This is a genomic window from Merdimmobilis hominis, from assembly GCF_016901855.1.
GTDB lineage: Bacteria > Bacillota > Clostridia > Oscillospirales > Ruminococcaceae > Paludihabitans.
Genome location: NZ_JACJKY010000001.1, coordinates 17310 through 40084, shown reverse-complemented (window position 1 = coordinate 40084; position 22775 = coordinate 17310). Strand labels below are relative to the sequence as shown.

At 46.3% G+C, this 22775-nt stretch carries 25 protein-coding genes and 3 pseudogenes; 14 read left to right on the top strand and 14 right to left on the bottom strand.

Going from position 1 to position 22775, the window contains the following annotated elements:
* Positions 1–29: 29 nt before the first annotated feature.
* From H6A12_RS00230 to H6A12_RS00215, 4 genes and pseudogenes are all read left to right on the top strand, one after another.
* A pseudogene (locus tag H6A12_RS00230) lies at positions 30–254 on the top strand (MobA/MobL family protein); the annotation flags it as partial.
* Positions 255–261: 7 nt separating this feature from the next.
* A pseudogene (locus tag H6A12_RS00225) lies at positions 262–906 on the top strand (VirB6/TrbL-like conjugal transfer protein, CD1112 family); the annotation flags it as partial.
* Between the two features lie 10 nt (positions 907–916).
* On the top strand, positions 917–1465 hold the full coding sequence (locus tag H6A12_RS00220; protein ID WP_002604480.1) for an MT-A70 family methyltransferase: 549 nt from the start codon (positions 917–919) through the stop codon (positions 1463–1465).
* A 1-nt stretch (position 1466) separates the two neighbouring features.
* Positions 1467–1757: pseudogene (locus H6A12_RS00215) on the top strand (PrgI family protein); the annotation flags it as partial.
* Here the strand turns inward: H6A12_RS00215 and H6A12_RS00210 are convergent.
* On the bottom strand, positions 1702–2034 hold the full coding sequence (locus tag H6A12_RS00210) for a helix-turn-helix domain-containing protein (RefSeq protein ID WP_204443508.1): 333 nt from the start codon (positions 2032–2034) through the stop codon (positions 1702–1704). The pseudogene H6A12_RS00215 and the gene H6A12_RS00210 overlap by 56 nt on opposite strands.
* Positions 2035–2432: 398 nt before the next feature.
* On the opposite strand from H6A12_RS00210, the gene H6A12_RS00205 reads away from it, so the two are divergent.
* The 6 genes from H6A12_RS00205 (at position 2433) to H6A12_RS00180 (ending at position 7136) form a co-directional block, all read left to right on the top strand.
* Positions 2433–2618 (top strand): cysteine-rich KTR domain-containing protein, encoded by a 186-nt coding sequence (locus tag H6A12_RS00205; protein WP_003431289.1) that lies wholly within the window; start codon positions 2433–2435, stop codon positions 2616–2618.
* Between the two features lie 16 nt (positions 2619–2634).
* A complete protein-coding gene (gene rlmN, locus H6A12_RS00200) occupies positions 2635–3618 on the top strand; it encodes a 23S rRNA (adenine(2503)-C(2))-methyltransferase RlmN (protein ID WP_002584956.1) in 984 nt (327 codons plus the stop codon).
* Between the two features lie 473 nt (positions 3619–4091).
* Positions 4092–4529, top strand: coding sequence for a sigma-70 family RNA polymerase sigma factor (locus H6A12_RS00195; protein ID WP_003502131.1), 438 nt, complete (start codon positions 4092–4094; stop codon positions 4527–4529).
* Positions 4513–4755 (top strand): helix-turn-helix domain-containing protein, encoded by a 243-nt coding sequence (locus H6A12_RS00190; RefSeq protein ID WP_002604473.1) that lies wholly within the window; start codon positions 4513–4515, stop codon positions 4753–4755. The genes H6A12_RS00195 and H6A12_RS00190 overlap by 17 nt, the downstream gene beginning before the upstream one ends.
* Positions 4756–5211: 456 nt before the next feature.
* Entirely contained in the window at positions 5212–5385 is a 174-nt protein-coding gene (locus H6A12_RS00185; RefSeq protein ID WP_002604472.1) for a transposon-encoded TnpW family protein, read from the top strand.
* A 77-nt stretch (positions 5386–5462) separates the two neighbouring features.
* Entirely contained in the window at positions 5463–7136 is a 1674-nt protein-coding gene (locus H6A12_RS00180; protein WP_002604471.1) for a recombinase family protein, read from the top strand.
* Here the strand turns inward: H6A12_RS00180 and H6A12_RS00175 are convergent.
* The 5 genes from H6A12_RS00175 to H6A12_RS00155 form a co-directional block, all read right to left on the bottom strand.
* Positions 7129–7332 (bottom strand): recombinase family protein, encoded by a 204-nt coding sequence (locus H6A12_RS00175; protein WP_087251790.1) that lies wholly within the window; start codon positions 7330–7332, stop codon positions 7129–7131. The genes H6A12_RS00180 and H6A12_RS00175 overlap by 8 nt on opposite strands.
* Positions 7333–7431: 99 nt before the next feature.
* Complete coding sequence (locus H6A12_RS00170) at positions 7432–7626, bottom strand: hypothetical protein (RefSeq protein ID WP_002334813.1); 195 nt, start codon at positions 7624–7626, stop codon at positions 7432–7434.
* Between the two features lie 72 nt (positions 7627–7698).
* Positions 7699–8643 (bottom strand): MobV family relaxase, encoded by a 945-nt coding sequence (gene mobV, locus H6A12_RS00165; protein WP_008395975.1) that lies wholly within the window; start codon positions 8641–8643, stop codon positions 7699–7701.
* A 183-nt stretch (positions 8644–8826) separates the two neighbouring features.
* On the bottom strand, positions 8827–9222 hold the full coding sequence (locus H6A12_RS00160) for a replication initiator protein A (RefSeq protein WP_008395976.1): 396 nt from the start codon (positions 9220–9222) through the stop codon (positions 8827–8829).
* Positions 9223–9333: 111 nt separating this feature from the next.
* Positions 9334–9747: a cysteine-rich VLP domain-containing protein gene (locus H6A12_RS00155; protein WP_044930679.1), complete on the bottom strand. Its 414-nt coding sequence runs from the start codon at positions 9745–9747 to the stop codon at positions 9334–9336.
* 335 nt (positions 9748–10082) lie between these two features.
* On the opposite strand from H6A12_RS00155, the gene H6A12_RS00150 reads away from it, so the two are divergent.
* The 3 genes from H6A12_RS00150 (at position 10083) to H6A12_RS00140 (ending at position 12502) form a co-directional block, all read left to right on the top strand.
* Entirely contained in the window at positions 10083–10886 is an 804-nt protein-coding gene (locus tag H6A12_RS00150) for a helix-turn-helix domain-containing protein (protein WP_204443505.1), read from the top strand.
* A gap of 28 nt (positions 10887–10914) precedes the next feature.
* Positions 10915–11460: an AAA family ATPase gene (locus tag H6A12_RS00145; RefSeq protein WP_001071501.1), complete on the top strand. Its 546-nt coding sequence runs from the start codon at positions 10915–10917 to the stop codon at positions 11458–11460.
* Between the two features lie 175 nt (positions 11461–11635).
* Complete coding sequence (locus tag H6A12_RS00140) at positions 11636–12502, top strand: aminoglycoside 6-adenylyltransferase AadE (protein WP_001255868.1); 867 nt, start codon at positions 11636–11638, stop codon at positions 12500–12502.
* Here H6A12_RS00140 and H6A12_RS00135 read toward each other — a convergent pair.
* The 4 genes from H6A12_RS00135 to H6A12_RS00120 form a co-directional block, all read right to left on the bottom strand.
* The gene (locus H6A12_RS00135) at positions 12451–12861 is read right to left on the bottom strand and encodes a hypothetical protein (RefSeq protein WP_002334817.1); all 411 of its coding nucleotides are present in this window, start codon (positions 12859–12861) and stop codon (positions 12451–12453) included. The genes H6A12_RS00140 and H6A12_RS00135 overlap by 52 nt on opposite strands.
* 239 nt (positions 12862–13100) lie before the next feature.
* Positions 13101–13229, bottom strand: a complete 129-nt coding sequence (locus H6A12_RS13740; RefSeq protein WP_204443503.1) for a helix-turn-helix domain-containing protein — start codon at positions 13227–13229, stop codon at positions 13101–13103.
* A 94-nt stretch (positions 13230–13323) separates the two neighbouring features.
* Positions 13324–14178: a YitT family protein gene (locus H6A12_RS00125; protein ID WP_204443500.1), complete on the bottom strand. Its 855-nt coding sequence runs from the start codon at positions 14176–14178 to the stop codon at positions 13324–13326.
* A gap of 139 nt (positions 14179–14317) precedes the next feature.
* On the bottom strand, positions 14318–15673 hold the full coding sequence (locus H6A12_RS00120) for a citrate synthase (RefSeq protein ID WP_204443498.1): 1356 nt from the start codon (positions 15671–15673) through the stop codon (positions 14318–14320).
* Positions 15674–15875: 202 nt separating this feature from the next.
* On the opposite strand from H6A12_RS00120, the gene spoIID reads away from it, so the two are divergent.
* Positions 15876–16826, top strand: coding sequence for a stage II sporulation protein D (gene spoIID, locus H6A12_RS00115; RefSeq protein WP_204443495.1), 951 nt, complete (start codon positions 15876–15878; stop codon positions 16824–16826).
* On the opposite strand, the gene H6A12_RS00110 is transcribed toward spoIID, so the two are convergent.
* From H6A12_RS00110 to H6A12_RS00095, 4 genes are all read right to left on the bottom strand, one after another.
* Positions 16818–19400 carry a transglutaminase-like domain-containing protein gene (locus H6A12_RS00110; protein WP_204443493.1) on the bottom strand — a complete coding sequence of 861 codons (2583 nt, stop codon included), beginning with the start codon at positions 19398–19400 and terminating at the stop codon, positions 16818–16820. The two genes, spoIID and H6A12_RS00110, sit on opposite strands and share 9 nt — an antisense overlap.
* A complete protein-coding gene (locus H6A12_RS00105; protein WP_204443491.1) occupies positions 19397–20554 on the bottom strand; it encodes a DUF58 domain-containing protein in 1158 nt (385 codons plus the stop codon). Before H6A12_RS00105 ends, H6A12_RS00110 begins: the two co-directional genes overlap by 4 nt.
* Positions 20551–21519 carry an AAA family ATPase gene (locus H6A12_RS00100; RefSeq protein WP_204443489.1) on the bottom strand — a complete coding sequence of 323 codons (969 nt, stop codon included), beginning with the start codon at positions 21517–21519 and terminating at the stop codon, positions 20551–20553. Before H6A12_RS00100 ends, H6A12_RS00105 begins: the two co-directional genes overlap by 4 nt.
* 89 nt (positions 21520–21608) lie before the next feature.
* Positions 21609–22745, bottom strand: a complete 1137-nt coding sequence (locus H6A12_RS00095) for a D-alanyl-D-alanine carboxypeptidase family protein (RefSeq protein WP_204443487.1) — start codon at positions 22743–22745, stop codon at positions 21609–21611.
* Positions 22746–22775 lie beyond the last annotated feature (30 nt).

Sequence of the window (22775 nt, the reverse complement as noted above, 5' to 3'; positions counted from 1 at the left end):
GTTTTCATTTTATCCGGGAGGTGATACCCATAGCCATCTATCATTGTAATATCAGCATTGTCAGCCGGGGCAAGGGCAAATCAGCCGTTGCCGCAGCCGCCTACCGAAGCGGCGAAAAGCTGACAAATGAGTGGGACGGAATGACACACGACTACACCCGCAAAGGCGGTGTTGTCCATACGGAAATTATGCTGCCACCCCACGCCCCGCCCTCTTTCTCTGACCGTTCAACCTTGTGGAACAGCGTGGAGCTTTACCTTTGTCATGTGCTACGAACTAATCCAGCTTGTAATTGAGAAAAACAATCTGCACGATCTCGACACTTGGATTTTCTTCAAGTGGATTTTCAAAACCTTTGTTGCGGTGCTGCTGGTAACAAATACTTGGAACATCGTCATGGGCGTATTTGACATTACACAGAGCGTCGTCAACGACAGCGCGGGCGTTATCATATCCGACACAAGCATAGATATTGCAACCGTTATCACCGATATAGAAGCAAAGCTGGACGCTATGAGCGTCGGCGGGCTTTTGGGGCTATGGTTTCAATCACTCTTTGTGGGGCTTACCATGAAAGCGTTGTCTATCTGTATCATGCTGGTGGTGTACGGGCGCATGATTGAAATATACCTTGTAACGAGTATCGCCCCTATCCCCGTTGCGACAATGGTAAATCGTGAATGGGGCGGCATGGGACAGAACTACTTAAAATCCTTGCTTGCCCTCGGTTTTCAGGCTTTTCTAATTCTTGTGTGCGTCGGTATTTATGCGGTTTTGATACAGACAATCGCAGCAACCGATGACATATCCGGCGCGATCTGGTCTTGCATGGGCTATACCGTCCTCTTGTGTTTTACGCTTTTCAAAACGGGAAGCCTTGCAAAATCCGTATTCAGCGCGCATTAAGGGGGTGCAGATGAAGAAATACAAAATCATTTACGCCGATCCCCCTTGGAGATACGCGAGAAGCAAGGTACAGGGCGCAGCGGAAAAGCACTATCCCACTATGAGTATTGAGGAACTTTGCGCTTTACCCGTCAAAGAAATTGCGGATAAGGACTGTATTTTATTCCTATGGGCGACGTTCCCGCAGCTTAAAGAAGCGTTGCAGTTAATCAAGGCTTGGGGATTTACCTATAAATCCGTTGCCTTTGTATGGTTAAAGCAAAATCGGAAATCGCCCACTTGGTTTTATGGCTTGGGCTTTTGGACGCGAGGAAATGCGGAAATCTGCTTGCTTGCTACCAAAGGACACCCGAAGCGACAATCAAACAAGGTACATCAATTTATTATTTCCCCTGTTGAGCAGCACAGCAAAAAGCCGGATATAACGCGGGAAAAGATACTTGCCCTTATGGGCGACCTACCGCGTATTGAACTGTTTGCAAGGCAGCATACCCCTGGTTGGGACGTATGGGGAAATGAAATCAAAAGCGACATACGGTTTGCCGGAAAGGAGGTTTGAAATGGCGTATGTAACCGTCCCAAAGGATTTAACCAAAATCAAGAGCAAGGTAATGTTCAACCTTACCAAAAGACAATTACTCTGTTTCGGCGCGGCGGTGGCTATCGGGCTACCGCTATTCTTTTTGACAAAGGACAGCGCGGGAACGACAACGGCGGCTTTGTGCATGGTGCTTGCCATGCTGCCCATGTTCCTACTCGCTATGTACGAGAAGAACGGGCAACCGCTGGAAGTGATTATACGGCAATTTGTGGAAGTGAAGTTTCTTCGCCCCAAAGAGCGACCTTACCGTCCAGCAGCGCGTCAAGCTGCCGCCGCCCGGTGGATTTCTCCGCATTGCTGTTCGGGAAGAAAAATTGATCTACCGAAATATGATACCGGGTTACAAGGTCATAGAATACCTGTAAACTCGGCTGTTGTCCCTTGTTCTCGATATTCGCAAGGTAGCGCGGGGAAATATATAACTCGTCGCTTACCTTTTTGCGGCTCTCGCCGTATTCATTTCTCGCGGCTTTTATAGCTGCCCCGAAAGCCTTAAAGTCGTACAATGGTACGGGTCTTTTTGCCATTTTCATTCACCCTGTTACATTTTACAGTTCACCTTTCTTTTTGGATATGTCCACACAATTCATATCATTAGGTTAAATACTTCCTGTTGTGTATTGACAGTAGACTGATTTTCTGATAAAATAAAATTTATGTAAAAGGAGGCGGCGTTTATGTTGCATAGCATGCGTATTAGATAAGCATTGAAAAAAAGGATTTTCCCATTTTCAACATGGGCTTTTTTGTCATGCTTATTTTGCGGATGCTATACAAAAAACTAACGACGTATAGATATAGTATAGACATAGTGCAAGCTATGCCTTAGTTTTGTTGTACTGCTCTGTGCATTATAAATGCAGGTCAATGCTCATGTTGAGGATTGACCTGCATTTTTTTGTGTAAAAAGGACGAGTGAAATATAATGCTTAAAAAATATTGGATAAAATGTCCGATTTGTAACGGAAAGACGAGAGTTCAAGTATTTCATAATACTGTATTAAAAGATTTTCCTCTTTTCTGCCCTAAATGCAAATTGACGCATATCATTGATGTAGAAAAATTAGAGATTGTAATCAAAAATACAGAAAAACAAACTTTTATTATTTAGAAGAAAGGATATAAAAATGAAACGTTTACCTAAATATACGCCTGCGGAAGTACGGAATGATCCATACGGATTTACTTACAAAGAAATGTCGGAAGTTATTGGCGAGAATGAAGCAAAAGCCTTATATGAAGAATTATATAAGCAATTACCACGCAAAAAAAATCTATCAATGTTGGTAAAAAATATTTGCAAAAGCAGTGATACTGAAAAGTATGTTTACGAACTGAAAGACAACAAATACATTGAAACGGTTTTTATCAAGCGGCGAGATGGTGGAACTGTTTGCGTGAGCACACAAGTCGGTTGTCCTGTTGGTTGTATTTTTTGTGAGTCCGGGCGAAATGGCTTTGTTCGTAATCTAACATCGTCAGAAATCGTACAACAGATTATATTGTTGCGTCGAAAAGTAAACCGTATCGTTTTTATGGGTATGGGAGAGCCTTTATTCAATTATGACAACTTGATAAAAGCAATCCATATTCTCCGAGATAGATATGGGCTCAACTTTCCAACCGACGGCATTACCATATCAACAGTTGGTCCGGTCGATCAATTAAAAAAATTGCGCGAGGAACATCTTAAAATTCAGTTGACAATATCTTTACACGCAGCAACACAATCTGCAAGAAATCGTATTATTCCTCACATGCGCATATATGCTATTGAAGATGTTGTTAAGCAAGCCTTATCCTATTCTGAAAGGCATAATCGCAAAATTGTCTTTGCGTATTTGCTTTTACCGGGTATAAATGACCGGCCCTCAGATGTAAGACAACTTGCAAAATGGTTTCGGGGCAAAAAAGTTATGATTAACGTGTTACAATACAACCCAACAAGCAATTCAAGAATTAAAGCACCACAGAAACGGGAAATAGTTGCATTCAAACATCAATTAGAGCAAGCAGGACTTGAAGTTACTATGAGAGTTTCTCATGGCAGAGAGATTAACGCGGCTTGTGGACAGTTAGCTAACACATATAATAAATTCAAAAAAAAATGATTAAAAGTGCCAGACGCATAGACGCAGAGCCGATAACGCATTAGGTCAAAAAACCTATGTGTTATCGGCTTTTTTATTTAATATTGCGCAAAAGCCGCTGTTCCCTATTATAGAATGGATTGCGGGTAGTGTATTAAAGTCGCCCTTTTTTAAGGATACGGCGGTATCGGGGAGGTATCGCCGTGTCCATTTTTATTTACTGTAACCCGCCTAATGCTTTGCGGTCAAAAAAAGCTATGCTCCGCAAGCGGGATATTCCGGCTATGAGTATGAACTGTCAATACATCTAAATACTTCTTACATTTCCTTTGCGCTCGTCCGCGTCTTGCGGACGGGCGCATTTTGCTTTTTTCAACTTTTTTCTGAAAAACGCACTCAAGAGCCATCTCCCGAACGGGTACGGAGCGAAAGGGGCAGAGAGGACAAGCCCTTAACTCCCGTCCTCTACTCCACGCGGGAAGGAGGTGAACTCTATGGAGCTATCTTCTTCCGACAAGGAAAGAATACAACATCAGTACGACGCATTAGCAAAGAAAACTTTGGTTGGCGAAGCGAAAAGCCACCGCCGCACTCTTGCGAAACGCGCAGCACGCGAAGTACCTTTTTCGGATTTGAGCGAAAGCGAACTCGCGCAGCTTTTCACAACGGACGAATACAAAAGCGATTATTTCCGTTTTCAAGTGTCCGGCTTTGATGTACTCGTCAAAAATGAACTGCTTGCCGAAGCCCTTAACGCTTTGCCCGAAAGGAAACGCGACATTATCCTTTTGTCCTACTTCTTGGACATGAGCGACGCGGAAATTGCTGAACTGCTGAATGTTGTACGCACGACGGTTTTCCGGCACAGGAAATCCGCGCTTGCGAAAATCAAACAGTATTTGGAGGGAAAAGCAGATGATGAATACCGTTAGGAAATCTGAAAATCTGTTGCCGTTCCCTGTCATTTCCGCAGCGGCAAACGGCGACACAACCGCCATGTGCGCGATCTTGAAGCATTACGAGGGTTACATAGCGAAACTTTGTACCCGCACGCTGAAAGACGACGCGGGCAATACCTATTCCTATGTGGACGAGGAAATGCGTAACAGGCTGCAAGTGCGCCTTATTACCCGCACCCTTGCTTTTCATGTAGGATAATCTTTTAGCCCATGCGGGGAGCGTGTCCCCTTTCCACGCTTCCCGTTATGGGCTATTTGTCGTTCCGTAACAGCACATCGGAAACGGTGTACTGTTACAGGCCGACAAAGCCTATTGTTCCTTGACAAAGAAAGCGGCCTTTGGTGCGCAGCATAACAGGCAACGGGTACATTCCGTCTGTACCGAGCCGGGCGGCGGGTACGCCATGACCGCTTTTCCCCGTTGGGGAAAAGTCGAGCGAGAACTACCGCGCCGTAAAACAGGTTTAGCAGCTTGTGGGCGACGACATACAAGGCGGCACAATGATACTCCCGCGTTGAACACCCTCAAAGTATTGCGCGGCGCACCCATAAGCATGGGCCGGGGTGAAACTCCCGTGAGGTTGCAGCTAACAACCGCCCGTTTTTGCCTTTTGACGAATATAGTTTATCCATACAGGAAAAGGAGGTTTTTCTAATGGATAAAAAACAGACAATTACAACCGAACGCAAAATAGGGAAAATCACCTATCTTGTTCAAGCGTTGCCGAGTGAAAAGGCAACCGATACAATCCATAAAAAGATTGAGAAACTCATTGTAAAGGATTTGCAGAAAAAGCCCGGAAATCCGGGATTTTTAGCGTCCGAGTAGTGCATTAGGCGGCGGGATATGGTATAATGATAGCAACACATTATACCTGTTTATTCGGCTGTCGGAAAGGAGGACTAATGTTACAGTCGAATAAAATCACCGCCCTTTACTGCCGTTTAAGTCAAGAGGATATGCAAGCCGGAGAAAGCGGAAGCATACAGCACCAAAAAATGATACTTCAACGCTATGCGGACGAACACCATTTTTTGAACACAAAGTTTTTTGTGGACGACGGATTTTCCGGCGTGAGTTTTGAGCGCGAGGGGCTGCAAGCGATGTTGCAGGAAGTGGAAGCCGGACGAGTGGCGACGGTCATTACCAAAGACCTTTCCCGTCTTGGCAGAAACTATCTGAAAACGGGCGAACTCATAGAGATTGTATTTCCCGAAAACGGAGTACGCTATATCGCGATCAACGACGGAGTTGACACAGCGCGGGAGGATAACGAGTTTACCCCCTTGCGGAACTGGTTTAACGAGTTTTACGCCCGCGACACAAGCAAGAAAATCCGCGCAGTTAAACAGGCACAGGCGCAAAAAGGCGAGCGCGTCAACGGGGAATATCCATACGGCTATATCCCAGACCCGAACAACCGCCACCACCTTATACCCGACCCGGAAACCGCGCCGATTGTCAAACAGGTTTTCGCTATGTTTGTTAGCGGCGTGCGTATGTGCGAAATCCAAAAATGGCTTGCGGAAAACAAAGTCTTGACGATTGGAGCGTTGCGCTATCAGCGTACAGGACAGGCGCGGTATCAGCGGGCAATGATCGCCCCCTATACTTGGCCGGACAAAACGCTCTATGACATATTAGCAAGGCAGGAATATTTAGGGCATACCATAACCGCGAAAACTCACAAGGTATCCTACAAGTCGAAAAAGACCCGGAAGAACGAAGAAGAACAACGCTATTTCTTCCCAAACACCCATGAGCCGCTTGTTGACGAGGAAACCTTTGAACTTGCGCAAAAGCGGATTGCTACCCGCCACCGCCCGACAAAAGCAGCGGAGATTGATATTTTTTCCGGCTTGCTGTTTTGCGCTGGTTGCAGACATAAGATGTATTACCAACAGGGCGTAAATATCGAGCCGCGCAAGTTTTCCTATTCTTGCGGCGCATGGCGCAACAGGGCAAGGACAGGCAGCGAGTGTACCTCTCATTATATCCGCAAAAACGTACTTCTTGATTTAGTGCTGGAAGATATGCGGCGGGTTTTGCGGTATGTTAAGGAACACGAACAGGACTTTATCTGTAAAGCTACCGAGTACGGCGACATGGAAGCGAGAAAGGCATTAGCGCAGCAGCAAAAGGAACTTTTCAAAGCACAGGCGCGTATGACCGAACTTGACACGCTTTTCCGCAAGCTGTATGAGGACAACGCATTAGGCAGACTGACAGATGAACGGTTTGTGTTTCTAACTTCCGGCTATGAGGACGAAAAGAAATCCCTTGCCGCAAGGATAGACGAGTTACAACAGCAGATCGCAACCGTTACCGAGCGAAAAAGGGATATATCAAGGTTTATTCAGATTGTCGGGAAATACAGCGACATACAGGAATTGACCTATGAAAACGTCCATGAGTTTATCGACCGTATTTTGATACATGAATTAGACCGGGAAACCAACACCCGGAAAATCGAAATCCATTATAGCTTTGTCGGACAGGTTGATACCGAGCAGGAGCCGACGCAAGTTGTCAACCATGACCGCCGCAACATGGTAGATGTAAAAAGTATCGCTATCTAACCCCAGCAAAGTTCGTTCCAGACCATCCATCGTCGATATATTCATCTATGACATTCAGGCCATGCTCGGCGGCATATTGCCGGAGCATCATGCGTTGTGTCTGAATACTCCCGCTTTCTCCTTGCAGTTCATCGTCCCGGCTCAATCTCATATAAAGCGCCGTGTTGTAAATCGTAGTATTGTAAGGTTGTTTCACCGTAAAAATCCTCCTTCTAAAGAAACAACCCACGCTTACAATACTTTTGCTCTATGGCAATTATATCATAAGCGTGGGCGTGTTATCAATGATGGGCTATCAGGTTGAAGCGGCTTTTTCTGCGGTATGCCGCACCACATCTACAATCAGATCACCGAGGGGCTTCCCGCCTGCGGCGAAGTGTTCGGAGATTTTTATACGGTTGTTCCCACATACAAAATACTGCGTGCCGTTCTCTGCTTGTATGACCTGCCCTGTCCGGGGCGTAAAAATATCGCTTTCGCTTTTTGCCATCCAGTGTCCTCCATATTCAGTTTTCAAGGTACAATGCCGCACAGGGGCGGCGAAAATTTCTGCTTATATCTATCACCTTTCCTTTACTGTGTGCCGCTGTTGCCGTTTCACCTGCGCCAGCACTTCCGGCGGGATACGGTCAACGAAATTGCGGAGATTGTGTAATTCGCTTTCCAGCGTTGCCCGTTCCATGCGGTCTTTCATCTTGCCTTGCTCACTGGCCTTTGCCCTTGCTTCCAGCTTTTTGTTTTCTTCCAGCAGGTCATTGATTGTGACCTTGTACTTTTTCAACTGCCCGGAGAAGTTCTCCATCTGCGGGAACCACTTTTTCAGCATGAAGAGGGCTTCCTCTTTTTTCTTTCCGGCGTTCAGCGGGTTAATGCCGTCAAGGGCGGCTTCAATGGCTCTGGCCTGTTTGGAGAGGGAAACCGCCTGTTTGAAAAGCCGGGTGGGGATATGCTTCCGGCCTGTCTTGCTGGCACTCTCCCCACGCTCCAAGTCGGGATATTTCACCACCATATAGGCGTGAAAATCGTCCTGCCACTTCGTCAGGTTTGCCCGGTTGCCGATAATCTCCTTTGCACACAGGCGGTTGTCCTTTGTCAGCGGAACAAAGGTCAAATGCAGGTGGGGCGTTTTCTCGTCCATGTGTACCACCGCCGACACGATATTTTCCCGTCCTACCCGGCCAATGAGGAAATCTGCCGCCCTTTGGAAGAACGCCTGTATCTCCTTTGGAGATTTCCCCTTGAAAAACTCCGGGCTGGCGGTTATCAGCGTATCGACAAACCGTGTGCTGTCCTTGCGGGTTCGGCATCCGGCCTGCTCGATACGGCTCTGAATGAAGTGGTAATAGCGTCCCTCCGGCTTGACGATATGGAAATTGTATTTGCTCCGGCTTGTGTCAATGTCGGGGTTACTGGCGTATTGTTCTTTCTGCCTTTCGTGATGGGCTTCCAGCGGCCTTGCCGGGTTGCCCTTGTGCTTCTCAAACCGCAAAATTGCGTGTTGTGCCATTCTGCTCCTTTCCCCATTCCTTTCCTATCCTGGGTTTTCCACAGGGAAAATCCTGCCAGAATTATCTCTGATACGATAGGAATGGAATGGATATAAATAAATCATTTTAATCTTTGTATTTCTATATACCGTCCGGTTTTCGTACTTTAGGGGGGCGGTTTCCGTACTTCAAGGGTACGGTTTTCAGTCCTCCGGCGTACCAGAACGGGATTTCTTGAAGTCGGTGTTTGGAACCGCTTCATAGGATTTTGGAAAAATGCGGTTGGGTTTTCCACAGCCCTGCTTCTGGATCTCCACCAGTCCGGCGTATTGCAGTTCCCGCAGGGTGTTCACCGCTTTCTGCCGCCCACAGTGGAGCAGGTCAACCACTTCGCAGATAGGGTAATACAGGAAAATCCGTCCGCAGTCATCCGCCCACCCATTCTTGCGGGATAACTCTGTCCGGCGCAGGATAAAGGTGTACAGAACCTTTGCCTCGTTAGACAGGGGCTTGAATGTGGGGGCTTCAAAGAGAAAATTCGGGAGCCGGGTGAAGCTGAACGCCTTTTCCGGCTGATGAATGTAAATCGTGTTTGTCATATCGTGTTTTGTGGACGGTTAGAAGCCCGTTTTCCGGGGCGGGCGATACTTTATACCACCTGCCCCGGTTTGGGGCTTGCGGAGCCTAATAAATCAAGGCTTTTTTCGCTCCTAACTGTCCACAGCAGACCTCCTTTTCCGTTCACTTTCTGTTTTCTGCCGCCTGTGAACTCTGGCGGCACAGCCGGGGCAGTATTTTGCCCGGTTGGATTTGGGGACGAACACACCGCCGCAGACCACACAGCGTTTCAAGTCCTTATCCCGGAAAATCTCCGCTTCCAGCGTCCCGTCCAGCGGCAAGACCGCCCAGCGGAACCACTTACAGCAGACCGAGAAAGAAACTGTCTGCGGGCAGGTGCAGGTGTCCCCATCATCAAGGACAATGCAGTTGCCGTCCTCACAGCAACAGCACTCCTGGCGTATCAGGCTGGCCGCCTGTTTCCTTTGCGCCGGTGTCATGCGGTAAAGGGAACCGTCCGGCCTGCGTTCCAGCGGCGGCAAGTCTTTATAGGGGTTATCTCTCATGCGTTCCCTCCATTTTTCGCTTTGCCGTTCTCCCCGAAAAGGCTTCCTGCCCCATTCCTGCGGCGTGTTCCGGCGTTGGCACGCTCCCCGCAGCTTCGGGACATTTTGTCCCGAAGTCCGGCTCCTTGCGGTGCTTCCCCAGCCGGGGTATTCCTTTTCGGACGGTCATTCGGTTTTCAAGGTGCTGTCCATCGATGAACTACCCTAAGTCTACACGAAAAAAATGCAATTCCCGGAATATTGCGAGAATTGCATTTTGATGAAGTTTACACTTTGGAAATTGCATTTTTGCAATCATTCTGTATAATGGAAGTATGCGGAGGAGGTGCGTGTTTATGGCTTTACCCGGAACACCCGGACAGCGGATTTCCGATTTATGCAACGGGAACCACATCACACAAAAGGAACTTGCGGAGAAGATAGGCGTTTCCGCTTCCCAGTTGAGCCGCATTGTCAGCGGCGAAACAAGAACGGTAAGCAGTGATATTCTCATAGGTGTGGCAAAGGAATTTAAGGTATCGACAGACTACATACTGGGCTTGTCCACCGTGAGCGTTCGTAAAAGCTACGATATTTCTGAATTAGGCTTGTCAGAGGGAGCCGTAAGAGGGCTTGTGACGGGTGCTGTTGATGTGCAAATCCTCAATCGCCTGTTGGAACACAGGAATTTTCCCAAGCTGATAGATTTGATACGGATTTATTTTCAGGACACGGCGGCAAAGGGGATAATGGCACGAAACCAGCTTATCGAGATGGCAACGGCTTCCCTGTCCGACCTGATGAAAGAACACCCGGAACACCGGGCGGAAGCAAAGCAGGATTTACAGCTTTTGAACGCCCAAAAGATGGGGGAACATGAAGCAGAGATTGAAAAAATCAAAAATGTGTTCCTGGCTATCCTGCGGGATATTAAGAAAGATATTGACAACGGGGAACAGCCGGGGGAAGCTGTGACCGCCGCTATGTTCCAAGCCATGCGGGACGCACTGGCGGAACAGAAACAAAAACCGCTTTCCATTGACGATGTAACGGCGATGATAGCCGGACAGATCGGACAGCTTGCACCGATGGACGAGGAAACCGCCGACCTGTTTCAGCGGTTAGTAAAGAAAATGATTGAACAGGCAGGAACAAAGTGATAAATTTGAATTGTGAGGGAAAATACAGATGAATCAAGGAAGAATTATTGTGATTACAGGCTCACCGGGGACAGGAAAAACAACAACTGCGTCAATTGTCGCAAAGGAATCAGATATGGATAAATCAGTGCATATGCACACCGATGACTTTTTTCATTACTTAAGCAAAGGCGCAATACCACCACATTTGCCAGAATCCAACGAGCAAAATCTGGTTGTCATTGAAGCCTTTTTAGAAGCTGCAAAGCGATATGCTCGTGGCGGATATGATGTAATTGTAGATGGGATTGTCGGGCCATGGTTTTTGGAGCCATGGAAAGCTCTTGCCCAAGAAGATTACGAGGTACACTATATTGTATTAAGAGCGAGTAAAAAAGAAACTATGAAGCGAGCTGTGGAACGCTCAAAATTAGATAGAAAAACAAATATTGAATTAGTGGAAACAATGTGGGAGCAATTTTCCGGTTTGGGAGTATATGAATCAAATGTCATAGACACAACTACATTCACAATTAAAGATACGGTTTCCGCAATAAAAGAAAGAGTTGCATGTGGGACGTCTTTACTATCTTAGACATTCCCATTTGTCAGGAAGATAGCAAAGCCAGCCGAGCCAGTCAACGGTCAAGATGAACGGCGCATTTCATGCGCCGCCGTTGACAGTCCCGCCCGTCTTTGCTAAAGGGTAATCAAGGCGGGAAAGCCCTAAAATGGCTTCACACCTATTTCAATAATTGGAGGAGATAAAAATGAGATCAGAAAAGGAAGTTTATGATATTGTTTTGAATTTTGCAAAAACAGACAAACGCATTCGCATGGTTACTTTGGAAGGATCTAGAACAAATACAAATATTCCGCCTGATGATTTTCAGGATTTTGATATTACTTTTTTTGTTACGGATATGGACAGCTTCACAAGTGATGATAAATGGCTAGATATATTTGGTGAAAGGTTGATTCTGCAAAAGCCGGAAGATATGGAATTATTTCCAGCTGTAGAAAAGGGATTTTCATATTTAATGCTGTTTACTGATGATGTTAAGATAGATTTAACTTTGCTGCCGCTGGAACTGATAGACGAGTATTTTACATGGGATAAACTGGTAAAGTTACTGTTGGATAAAGACAACCGTATCGTAAAGCCGCCAATACCAACGGATATAGACTACCACTTGCAGAAGCCTACTCAAAGAATGTTTGACGATTGCTGTAATGAATTTTGGAATACTACAACATATGTAGTAAAGGGCTTATGCCGCAAAGAAATTCTTTTTGCTATTGACCATATGAATGATATAGTACGAAAAGAATTGCTTCGCATGATTTCCTGGCTGATTGGTATCAAACAGGGATTTCATTTCAGTTTGGGAAAAAACTATAAATTTATGAAGCAATATGTCCCAGAGGAATTGTGGGAACGACTTATGTCCACTTATAATATGGATTCCTATCCCCATATGTGGGAATCCTTTGAACAATGTATGGCATTGTTCCGGGAGGTTTCGTCAGAAGTGGCATGCCAGTTGGATTACCAGTATCCACTATATGATGAAAAAATCAGTAATTATGTGATTCGGCAAAAGAAAAAATATGGCATTGAAGATGATAACAAATAAAATTTTTTCAATCGAAAAAATTTATTTTGATTATTCAATTTTGAAAAACTGAATACCTCAAAATCAGAAAGAGAGCGGCCAAGCACTTTGAGGGATTGGCCGCCTTGTCCACCCATCCAGCGGGACAGCGGGCGGAGGTCAAGGCCGGGTGTAAACCCGTTCATTTCAGCCTTGACGGTTGCCCGTTGTCCTGCTACTTTTCCGGGAGTGTGGCCACAACTTCGGGACACTTTGTCCACAAGTTGGAGCGTAGGACGAGGAACTGGGGCTTTCATATACGCCCTGTCTGCTGATGAGTCCAGACCTGCGCTTGCGGCTCCACGCCACGCAAGCACAGCCCTGTTTTCCTGCCGCTTCAAATGCCCTTGCCCTCCCCGGCGGCAACGGCATTTTCACGGCAACGCCGGCAGAGCGTATAACACACTACACTTTGCTTCGCAAAGTCGTGTGCCAAATGGGGGCGTTGCCCCCTTTGGAAACCCCCACAAGAAAAGGCGGTACGCTACCCCTCCACGGGGCGCATACCGCCTTTTCTTGTTATCCAGCCCTCCGGCTGTATCGGTTGAGCAAAAGTCCGCGTGGGATTGATGTGGTATCTTTAACTTTGGGAAACTCCGGTTTCCCATTTTTGAACAGCTTGTCTTGACACCTGCATTGCGTCTGCAAATGCTTGCTGTGACAGATGAAAGCGTATGCGCAGTTTATAAATATTCTCCGGCAGTCCCATGGGAATACCCCCTCTCGTTTTCTTTCATCTTATCAAAACAAATGTGCCGATACAAGCACGTTTCCTATTCATTTTTGGCAACTGCTCGTTGCGTTTAATCATTCGGACGGATATAAAACCGGCCGGTGATCTGCTCTGTTTTTAAACAGTTGATAAACGCTTTTGGATCTACCTTCCGGATGCCATCAATCGTACGGCGTGCCTCGTCGGCAGAAATCACCGAATACAACAGATGTTTTTCCTGTCCTTCATAGCATCCGACACCGTGGAAACGCGTTGCATCATGGTGCGTGTGATCACGAATCGTCACATACACCTCCTGTGGATGATCGGTGATAATCAGCAGTGTCTGTTTCTGATACCGTTTATAGAGCATATGCAGAATCTGCGTGCTTGCAAACTGGAAAATGATCGAATAGAGCGATTTTTCCCAGCCAAACAGCAAACCGGCAACGACCAGCATCACGACATTTCCGATGAAAATATAGTTCCAGGTATCGATACCTTTGCGCTCCGAAAAGAAAATCGCAATAAAATCGGTTCCGCCGCTGGTGGCACTCGCAAACAGACAAAGACTGATTGCACATCCGTTAATAATTCCGCCGAACACGCTGATCAGCAGCGGATCGGATGTGATTTCAAAGCTTGGAAGCAAGTCGGTCAGCACGCTGGTTAATGCAATCATCAAACACGAATAGAGCGTAAACCGTTTTCCGATAAACCGAAAGCTCACAACTGCCGGAACTGCATTCAAAAGCAGGTTGACAACTGTAAACGGCAGCGCAATATGAAAATATTGTGAGGCTGTGCGCTGGATGAGCAGAGTGAGTCCGTTGAATCCACCGGGAAACATATCGCCTGCTCTTACAAATATTTTAATGTTCAGTGCCATCACAACAGCGCCCAATATCACCAAAATCAAACGCTGAAAATCATTTTTCTGTTTCATAGATATACGCTCCTTTCTTTTCTTTCATTATTGCATAATTTTTACCGAAATACAAGCAATCAAAATAAGCGGCACAAAAAAAGCATGAAAACTGCCAAAGGCAGTTTTCATGCTTTTTCATCATTTTCGATCTGTTTGATTATCGTTGATCGATCGGCACATAGGCACGCGGTTTCGCAATCGCTTTATATGCCGGACGGATAATCCGGTTGCCTGTAAACAGCTCTTCGATGCGGTGTGCACTCCATCCCGCAATACGTGCCGTTGCAAACAACGGCGTAAACAAATCCTCCGGAATATCGAGCATCCGATATACCGTTCCGGTATACAAGTCAAAGTTTGCACAAATCGGCTTCGTAATGCCTTTTTTCGCCATCAGCTCCGGTGTGAGCGATTCAATCAGATTGAGTGCTTCAAAGTCTTTTTCAAATTCAGTACCCTTTGCATGACCGACCGCATATTTTTTGAGAATTTCCGCACGCGGGTCAGAGAGTGTGTACACTGCATGACCCATGCCGTAAATTTTGCCCGAACGGTCAAATCCCTCTTTATTCAAAAGCTTCTGCAGATAATCTGCCACTTCGCCTTCGTTTGTAATATCGGATACATGCTCTTTCATATCAGAGAGCATCCGCATGACCTGCAAGTTCGCGCCGCCGTGCAGCGGGCCTTTCAGCGCGCCGACTGCACTTGCATATGCAGAATATGCATCAGTATGCGACGAGGTCAAAACACGGCAAGCAAATGTCGAGTTATTGCCGCCGCCATGCTCCGCATGAATCATCAAGCACAAATCAAGCAGGAGTGCTTCATCTTCTGTATAAATCCGGTCACCGCGCAAAAGCGAAAGCATTTCCTCGGAAAAGGAAAGGCCCGGTTGCTCCGGATGCAAAAACATTGTCTTTCCATCGAAAAAGCGGCGTTTGACCTGATATGCTTTGACGGCAATATTGCCAAGCCGTGCAATGATCTGAAGCGCGCGGCCAATTTCCGACTCAAGCGACAAGTTATCCGGATCAGAATCGTATGAATACAGTGCCAAAATGCTTCTTGCAAGCTTGTTCATAATATTCGCCGACGGCGCTTTGAGCATCATATCCTCAAAAAAGTCCTCCGGCAAATAGCAAAAATGCGAAAGAATCTGTTTTAAGCCGGCAAGCTGTTCCTCTGTCGGCAAAACACCGAAAATCAGAAGATAGACAACCTCCTCAAAGCCAAAACGGCGCGCCTCCACACAATGGCCGACAAGTTCTTTTACATCGTATCCGCGATAATACAGCGCACCTTCCACCGGCTCACGTTCACCTTCGTTGATGACATAACCGTGCACATTACAAATCTGCGTCAGTCCTGCCATTACACCGGTGCCGTCCTGATTGCGCAGACCGCGTTTGACATCGAATTTCTCATATAATTTTGCGTCGATCTGGTTATATCTGCGAAACTCCTCACATAAATCTTGAATACCACGAATGACACTGTTTTGCCGATGCATACGCTTCCCCCTCTTTCTTTTTCTCAAGTAGCCCTATTATAGCAAAGTGCACTCACTGTGTCAATGCAACTCGCTAAAATAATTGAAATTTTTATATTATCATTATTCATAAAACGCTTTTATTCCGCAAAAGCTCAAATTCATTCTTCTGTTTTTGCAGGATAAAAAATATTTTCATTCATCGAAAGAGAGGATGTTTTAAATGAAACGGTTTTTCAGCGTATTTTTTTTCATCTTTTTAACATTGCTTTTGATTCCGGCGATTGTTTTGCTGCGTATCCCCAAAGATCAAAGCGGAATTTATTTGGTCGAAAACACCCAAACGAAGCAAACACTCTCGCTGACACCGCTCGAATATATAAAAGGGGTTGTCGCCGCGGAAATCCCGATGTCCTATCATGAAGAAGCGGTCAAGGCACAAGCTGTTGCGGCACATTCCTATGCATTGTACCGTATTCAGCAGTGCTTAAATGATCCGGAATATATTCCCGGAACCCCGTATCTGACAACCGATCCTGCCACTTGCCAGGCATATCTTGACGAAGCAGGTCGCAAAGAGCTATGGGGGGATGCATTTGCCGCTTACGAAGAAAAACTGACCAATGCGGTCAATGCCGTAATCAACGACGTTCTTTTGTACGAGGACAAACCGGCACTCGCCATGTTTCATGCAGTCTCCTCCGGAAAAACAGAAAATGCAGCAGACGTTTTTTCAACATCTACTGCATATCTGGTCAGCGTAACGAGCGAAGGCGATTCGCTCTCACCTGCTTATTCTGAAACAAAGACAGTGACAACCGACGAAATGAAAAATGCGCTTTTATCCATTGATTCTTCCATCGCACTCTCCGAAGATCCTGCATCCTGGTTTCAGGACGTTGTGCGCAGTGAAGCCGGATCGGTTTTGACGATCACAGTTGGCGACAAAAGTATCAAAGGAACAGACCTTCGCACAAAACTGTCATTGGCATCTGCCAATTTCACCATTTCGTTTGCATCCGATGTGTTTACAATCGAAACCAAAGGCAAAGGACACGGTGTTGGAATGAGTCAATACGGCGCTGACTTTTTCGCCCGTCAAGGAAAATCCTACAAGGAAATTCTTGCGCACTATTATCCGGGAACCACACTTTCTGCGATCCGTTCATCTTAACGGATATCGCAGAACATACATCGGTTTTTTATAAAACGGAAGATGGACTTTCACATATTGCTGCAGCGTTTTTAAAAACACAAGCAGCTGTGCGCGCTCCTCTTCGCTGATTGGAACATCGGAAAAACGCGCACGTTCTGCAATCCGTGTCACATCCTTAAAGGTCATTCCTATAAATATTGCTGCATCAACACGTGCTGCAAACCGATCACTATCTTCCAATGATTCTTTTGACAATCCGATCAACGCCAGCAGCTGCAGACATTCTGCATAAATAACACATGCTGCACGGCTGCGATCCGGTGAAACAATTCGTTTTCTCCTGCTGCGAATATTGACATTTCTCGCCACCAATACTGCTCCAATCAGCCCAAACACCGCCAAGATACTAAGCACGACAATCATCCAAGGTGCGAAGCCATAGGAATTTATGTGGCCGGGAGAATCGATTGCGGAAGCCCCATCCGGCACCAATGAAAAAATACTCGATTCCATCTCAGATGATTCCGCCGCACTCGATTCTAAAACGCTCGATTCCGGCTCGGATTCGGATGTGTCCGGTTCTGAAGATGGTTCCGAGGAAGATGTGATACTGCTTTCCGGCCGGCTGCTGGAATCAGACGCTTCTTCGTCCTCAGACGGACGAGGTGCAACAGACGATGCTGAAAATCCCGGTGTCACCTCTACAGGTACCCAGCCAATCGGTTCCACATAGATTTCCGCCCACGCATGTGCATTCTGATCTTTAATTGATGCAACACCGTCTTTTGCATTCTTTACGTCGGTTTCCGTTACCACATATCCTTCGGCATATCTTGCAGGAACACCGGCCGCACGGAACAGCATTACAGCCGATGCTGCATAATGTGTGCAAAATCCTTTTTTATTCGTTTTTAAAAAATAATTGACAAAGTCCTGATCTGTCGGCGTGATACCCGGTTTTAAACTATAAGTCGTTCCATCCTGCACGGTTGACTTTACAATCTGAATGACATCGCTTAAAGATACATTTTCCCAAAACAGCTCTTTCATCCAGTCAAATCGTCCGTCTTCCGGCAGCTGTGTGTACATCTGATCTGCAAATGATTTATAAAACGTTACATAGGACAAATATTCTTCCGGCATGGAGTTTCGCAAGTCCAAACGCATCTGAATCAAGCTTCGCTCATTTTTGAGACTGAGCCCGCGAATAATATTTCCAAACTGGTCATCCGGGTATGCATACATAGAATATGTCCATGTATCGCTTCGGTTCGGCACCAATCCTGTATCATAATAAACCTGATCGGTTAAAAAGTTATTTTGACCGTCAAACGCGTAGGCATAATACGGAAGATAGGTGTATCGGCTGTCTGCTCCCACCCGTTTCACGGTAACCGTTCGATGGTTCGTTTCCTCCGATCCGCCCATCAAATCCGGCAAAGCCACTGCCCAAAACTGAGAAAACAAATCAAGCGGGGTAAGTTCATATGACTCCCAGAGCGCATTTTTCGCGTCCCGCATTCCTTTTGAATATCCGCTCAAATTTTGCGTATAATTCTGCTCGGGAAGCACATCAAACGAACGACCGGTATAAACGCTGCCGGTATACCCTTTTAAATAGATTGCATCCTCTGATTTCAAGCCCGAAACTTCCAAATGCACCTGTCCGTTTTGCGTAAGCTCTCCGATATTGCCAAGCTTTCCGCCGCTCATTCCTCTGTTTGATTCTGTAAACAGCTGAAAAAATCCTTCTATGGGATTTGCATATCCCGTAGAAAACAAGTCTGTATGAACATACTGACTCCGTGGAACGGCAATCGAAAACACGATGATTGCAGCAAGGCCTGCAGATACAAACGCAAGACTTGCACCTGCAGGACGCATTCGATTCGTTGTCGACAGTCCGTTTTTAGATGCTCGGATGCGAGATACGGAAAACGGAATCATCGCCAATAACGCAAGAAGAATCACATCAACAATCAAGTCGTTTGGCTGCGCATCATAGTTTGCTGCCAGCCAAAAAAACGGCAAAAGCGCCAAAATGAACAGCCACATTCGGCGCAAACGGATGACAAGCACCGAAAACAACACCGACAGTGCAAATGCACCGACAATAAATGTGATCAAAATGGATGTCCGCAAATCAGAAAACGAAATTCGGCTGAAAATCCCAATCACAGGAAGATCAATCGAAAACCATTTATGGGTGCTTGCGGCAATGCATTCACTGAGCACTTGCGCAGTTTGCGCCACCCAATAAAAACACAAAACCATCAGCACCAGCACAGATATCCCATAAATCAGCCGAACATTGCGCGTACACTTATTAAATATATACACGCCTATTCCGCAGAAAATCAAATTGAACAGCACCGTAAATACAAAAAGCGGAATCGTTACGATTGCTCTGTAATACGCGCCGACACCGGACTGCAATACATATTCAACTGTCGATAAAGCAGCAAAAACAGACAAAAAAACGATCAAATATTCCATCAGATATTCGCTCATCGGTGTCGATGGCGATGTTTGCGAAATATTTAGTGTAAAGGCTTCTAACTTGTCATGTTTTGACACATTTTGTTTCTTCATCGATTTCCCTCCTGCATCAAAAGTGCAGCAAATGCACGTTTGACCTCTTCAGGATCTGTTGTTTGAATTGAAAGGACACGCTGTCCTTCCGCGTATTTCGTATGCGGAAGCGTACCAATCAAGAGAATATCAGTATTGTTTTTTCCAATCCAATGCCCTAATTGCTCAGAATCCGCAAGCACTGCAATCGAATATGTACCAGTAAAGTCATTATCCTTTACAGGCGTATCGTCAACTTTTTCGCGATGCATCGGTACAGATAATATCTCATGCATTGCCTGTCCCCAGTCGCTTGCCGAATCAATTCGCTGATATTTTTGTAAACCGGCAGCATCAAGATACATCACGGTAAAAGAAACGCGGTGCACAATCAGCAAAGATGCCAATGTATGCAGAACAGACGCCCAGCGCTCGATTTCTTCCGCTGTTCCACCCACCAGATCGTTGACCGCAATCAAACACAGATTTGCAATACGCGGTGCCGCATATTCACGTACAAACAAATTATTTGTCCGTACCGATAATTTCCAATGAATATCGCGCATAGAATCTCCCGGCAGATACTCATGTACACCTATCATATCGGTTCGCAGCGTACTCACGCCGTTTGCCGGCGCTTCAAGTTCTTCATACATCGGCAGAGAAACCCGCTCAATATCGACCGGTAAAAGCGCTGGCAATCTTGTTGTTCTTCCATTTGAAGGTTTTCGGCATGGAATCGGAATAAGACCGAAAAAGCCGTACATCACTGCTGATCGCATGCGAATTTCACAAACACCGCATCGCGCATACAATTTCGAAAAATCCACAGTGGCATCTGCACGAACATTTAACGGAATCACAACGCGCTGCGTTTCCCATTCCTCTGTGAACAGGTTTTTGACTTCGACACAAATACGAAGCCATCCGCCCGGAAACACAGATCGATTCTTCACGTCTACACGAAATGAAATCGGCTGATCGGCTTCTTCAATTTGTACGGTATGCAAAAAAAGCTTTATGCCAAATCTGCCCAGAACCGAACACAAAAACGAGATCCCTAACACAGATGCGCCGCAAACCGCAACAACAGCACCAACATAATCGGTGATGAAAAGAAACATTCCGATGCAAACCAGTATCAGCACAATGCCGATCCATCTTGCCCGTTTCATCGCAGAGCCTCCGGTACTTCAATCTGCGGCGGTGCTACATTGCGATAAATATCAGCCAAAATTGCATCATACGTTTCTTTTGACGGAGAAACACCTGCTTTTAACACAAGACGATGATGCATTGCACATGGAAGCACCTGCATCACATCCTGCGGCACGACATACATGCGATCATGTAAAAATGCATGCGCCTTTGCCGCACGCATGATCGCAATCGAGCCGCGCGGACTGAGTCCTAATGCGATCGACGGATGATTTCTGGTCTGTGCGGAAATTCTGGTGATATACATCAAAATATGATCATGCACATACACACGGTCCGTTTCAGCCTGCATCGCCAAAACATCTTCTTGTGTTGCAACCGGCAAAACCTGCACTTCCTCTGCCGTGCGCTTTGCACGCAGCATGGAAACTTCGTTTGCCTCATCCGGATATCCCATCGAAAGCCGGAACAAGAATCGGTCAAGCTGCGATTCCGGCAGTTTTTGCGTGCCTGCATAACCAAATGGATTTTGTGTTGCCATTACAATAAACGGATCAGGACAGCGATACGTTTTTTGTTCCACTGTTACGGTTCCCTCTTCCATCACCTGCAAAAGGGCCGACTGTGTTCTCGAAGAGGTACGGTTGATTTCATCCGCCAGCAAAAAATTGCACATGACTGCACCGGGAACAAACACAAATCGATCGTCGCTTTTTTGGTACATGGTATATCCTGTAACATCGCCCGGCACCACATCGGGTGTAAACTGAATTCGATTATATTTTAACTGTGTGGCTTTGGAAAACGCAATGGCAAGCGTTGTCTTTCCCACACCGGGAATATCTTCAAGCAAAATATGTCCTCGCGCAAGAACAGCGATCATCACCTGCTCAATCACAGCGTCTTTTCCGTGAATCACCTTTCGTATTTCATTGATGATACGGTGCGCTGGCTGAGCACCTGTTCCTTGATTTGCAGTCATATAGATCCCTCCGTTGTCACATCCGTATATTGTTTGTCTTTGTTTAATATATCATAATTTTATCAAAAAAGCAAACAAAAAGAGCAAAATTAACCGATTGGAATACGAATATGCGCTTTTAGGAACTGAAGAATTTTGTCGAAGAATGACGGAGATTCTTCGTGATATGCTGTGTTTGACGCCGCAATCAGCGGAATGCGCCCAATAACATTTCCGCGATAGGTATATACGGCATCTCCGATATAATCTCCTTTCTGAACCGGTGCATATAAAAACGGCGGACATTCGATTTCACGTACAATTTCCTGCCACTCTGTTTCGCTGAGGCAAGCTGTAAGTGTAGATGCCGCACGCACTGTAATCGTCTGCTGTGTTCCACCCACGACCGGAATCTGCACATCGGAGACGTCTACCTCCTTTGTCACCGGCTCTGACGCACGGAATCCACGGTCAAGCAGTGTTTTGTGATCTTCCCAGTCGTTCGGTGCGGAAAGTGTCACGCAGATCAATGTGACACCATCCCGCTCCGCCGCAGAAACAAGACATCGTCCTGCTGTTTTGGTATATCCCGTTTTCACACCGATACAGCCTTCATAGGAGGAAAGAAGCCGATTGTGATTCATTAGCGTGCGGTAATACGGCGGATTTCCGTAATAAAGTGTTACATGCGACTGGCTGCAAAGCGAACGAAACATTGGATTTTGAAGTGCTTCACGGGCAAGCAGCGCAAGATCCTTTACTGTGGAATAATGTTCGTCGTCATGCAGTCCCGACGGTGTCACAAAATGGGTATCCTCCATGGAAAGCGATGCGGCTCGGTCATTCATCATCTGTGCAAACGAAGAAAGATCTCCGCCAATCCGTACAGCCGCAGCGTTTGCAGCATCATTTCCGGATGCACTCAGCATCCCGCCGGCCAAATCATAAAGACTCACCTCGTCGCCTGGCAAAAGTCCCATGGACGAACCTTCCACGCGTATGGCGTCTGCATCTACGCAAAACCGTTCTTTCACATTGGGCTGTTCCAATGCAAGCAGCGCCGTCATAATTTTCGTGGTACTCGCGATCGGAAGCCGTTGTGTCTCATTTTTGGCAGCCAACACTTTTCCGGTCGCCGCATCCATCAAAAGATATGCCTTTGCAGAAATCGAATCGCCCGCAGACACCCGAACTCCCGCAACAAACAATGAAAAACAAATGACAAAGCTGATGAGCCGCTGCCGCATAACAATCCTCCTAATAAAACAAAAATGTCC

Excerpts from the sequence above, each read along its gene's own strand:
- H6A12_RS00105 (WP_204443491.1), bottom strand. The coding sequence starts at position 20,554 with ATGAAACGGGCAAGATGGATCGGCATTGTGCTGATACTGGTTTGCATC.
- spoIID (WP_204443495.1), top strand. The coding sequence starts at position 15,876 with ATGAAACGGTTTTTCAGCGTATTTTTTTTCATCTTTTTAACATTGCTT.
- H6A12_RS13740 (WP_204443503.1), bottom strand. The coding sequence starts at position 13,229 with ATGGGACTGCCGGAGAATATTTATAAACTGCGCATACGCTTTCATCTG.
- H6A12_RS00170 (WP_002334813.1), bottom strand. The coding sequence starts at position 7,626 with ATGGCAAAAAGCGAAAGCGATATTTTTACGCCCCGGACAGGGCAGGTC.
- H6A12_RS00150 (WP_204443505.1), top strand. The coding sequence starts at position 10,083 with ATGGCTTTACCCGGAACACCCGGACAGCGGATTTCCGATTTATGCAAC.
- H6A12_RS00155 (WP_044930679.1), bottom strand. The coding sequence starts at position 9,747 with ATGAGAGATAACCCCTATAAAGACTTGCCGCCGCTGGAACGCAGGCCG.
- H6A12_RS00140 (WP_001255868.1), top strand. The coding sequence starts at position 11,636 with ATGAGATCAGAAAAGGAAGTTTATGATATTGTTTTGAATTTTGCAAAA.
- H6A12_RS00180 (WP_002604471.1), top strand. The coding sequence starts at position 5,463 with ATGTTACAGTCGAATAAAATCACCGCCCTTTACTGCCGTTTAAGTCAA.
- H6A12_RS00205 (WP_003431289.1), top strand. The coding sequence starts at position 2,433 with ATGCTTAAAAAATATTGGATAAAATGTCCGATTTGTAACGGAAAGACG.
- H6A12_RS00190 (WP_002604473.1), top strand. The coding sequence starts at position 4,513 with ATGATGAATACCGTTAGGAAATCTGAAAATCTGTTGCCGTTCCCTGTC.
- mobV (WP_008395975.1), bottom strand. The coding sequence starts at position 8,643 with ATGGCACAACACGCAATTTTGCGGTTTGAGAAGCACAAGGGCAACCCG.
- H6A12_RS00185 (WP_002604472.1), top strand. The coding sequence starts at position 5,212 with ATGGATAAAAAACAGACAATTACAACCGAACGCAAAATAGGGAAAATC.
- H6A12_RS00100 (WP_204443489.1), bottom strand. The coding sequence starts at position 21,519 with ATGACTGCAAATCAAGGAACAGGTGCTCAGCCAGCGCACCGTATCATC.
- H6A12_RS00145 (WP_001071501.1), top strand. The coding sequence starts at position 10,915 with ATGAATCAAGGAAGAATTATTGTGATTACAGGCTCACCGGGGACAGGA.
- H6A12_RS00125 (WP_204443500.1), bottom strand. The coding sequence starts at position 14,178 with ATGAAACAGAAAAATGATTTTCAGCGTTTGATTTTGGTGATATTGGGC.
- H6A12_RS00220 (WP_002604480.1), top strand. The coding sequence starts at position 917 with ATGAAGAAATACAAAATCATTTACGCCGATCCCCCTTGGAGATACGCG.
- H6A12_RS00160 (WP_008395976.1), bottom strand. The coding sequence starts at position 9,222 with ATGACAAACACGATTTACATTCATCAGCCGGAAAAGGCGTTCAGCTTC.
- rlmN (WP_002584956.1), top strand. The coding sequence starts at position 2,635 with ATGAAACGTTTACCTAAATATACGCCTGCGGAAGTACGGAATGATCCA.
- H6A12_RS00195 (WP_003502131.1), top strand. The coding sequence starts at position 4,092 with ATGGAGCTATCTTCTTCCGACAAGGAAAGAATACAACATCAGTACGAC.
- H6A12_RS00210 (WP_204443508.1), bottom strand. The coding sequence starts at position 2,034 with ATGGCAAAAAGACCCGTACCATTGTACGACTTTAAGGCTTTCGGGGCA.
- H6A12_RS00095 (WP_204443487.1), bottom strand. The coding sequence starts at position 22,745 with ATGCGGCAGCGGCTCATCAGCTTTGTCATTTGTTTTTCATTGTTTGTT.
- H6A12_RS00120 (WP_204443498.1), bottom strand. The coding sequence starts at position 15,673 with ATGCATCGGCAAAACAGTGTCATTCGTGGTATTCAAGATTTATGTGAG.
- H6A12_RS00110 (WP_204443493.1), bottom strand. The coding sequence starts at position 19,400 with ATGAAGAAACAAAATGTGTCAAAACATGACAAGTTAGAAGCCTTTACA.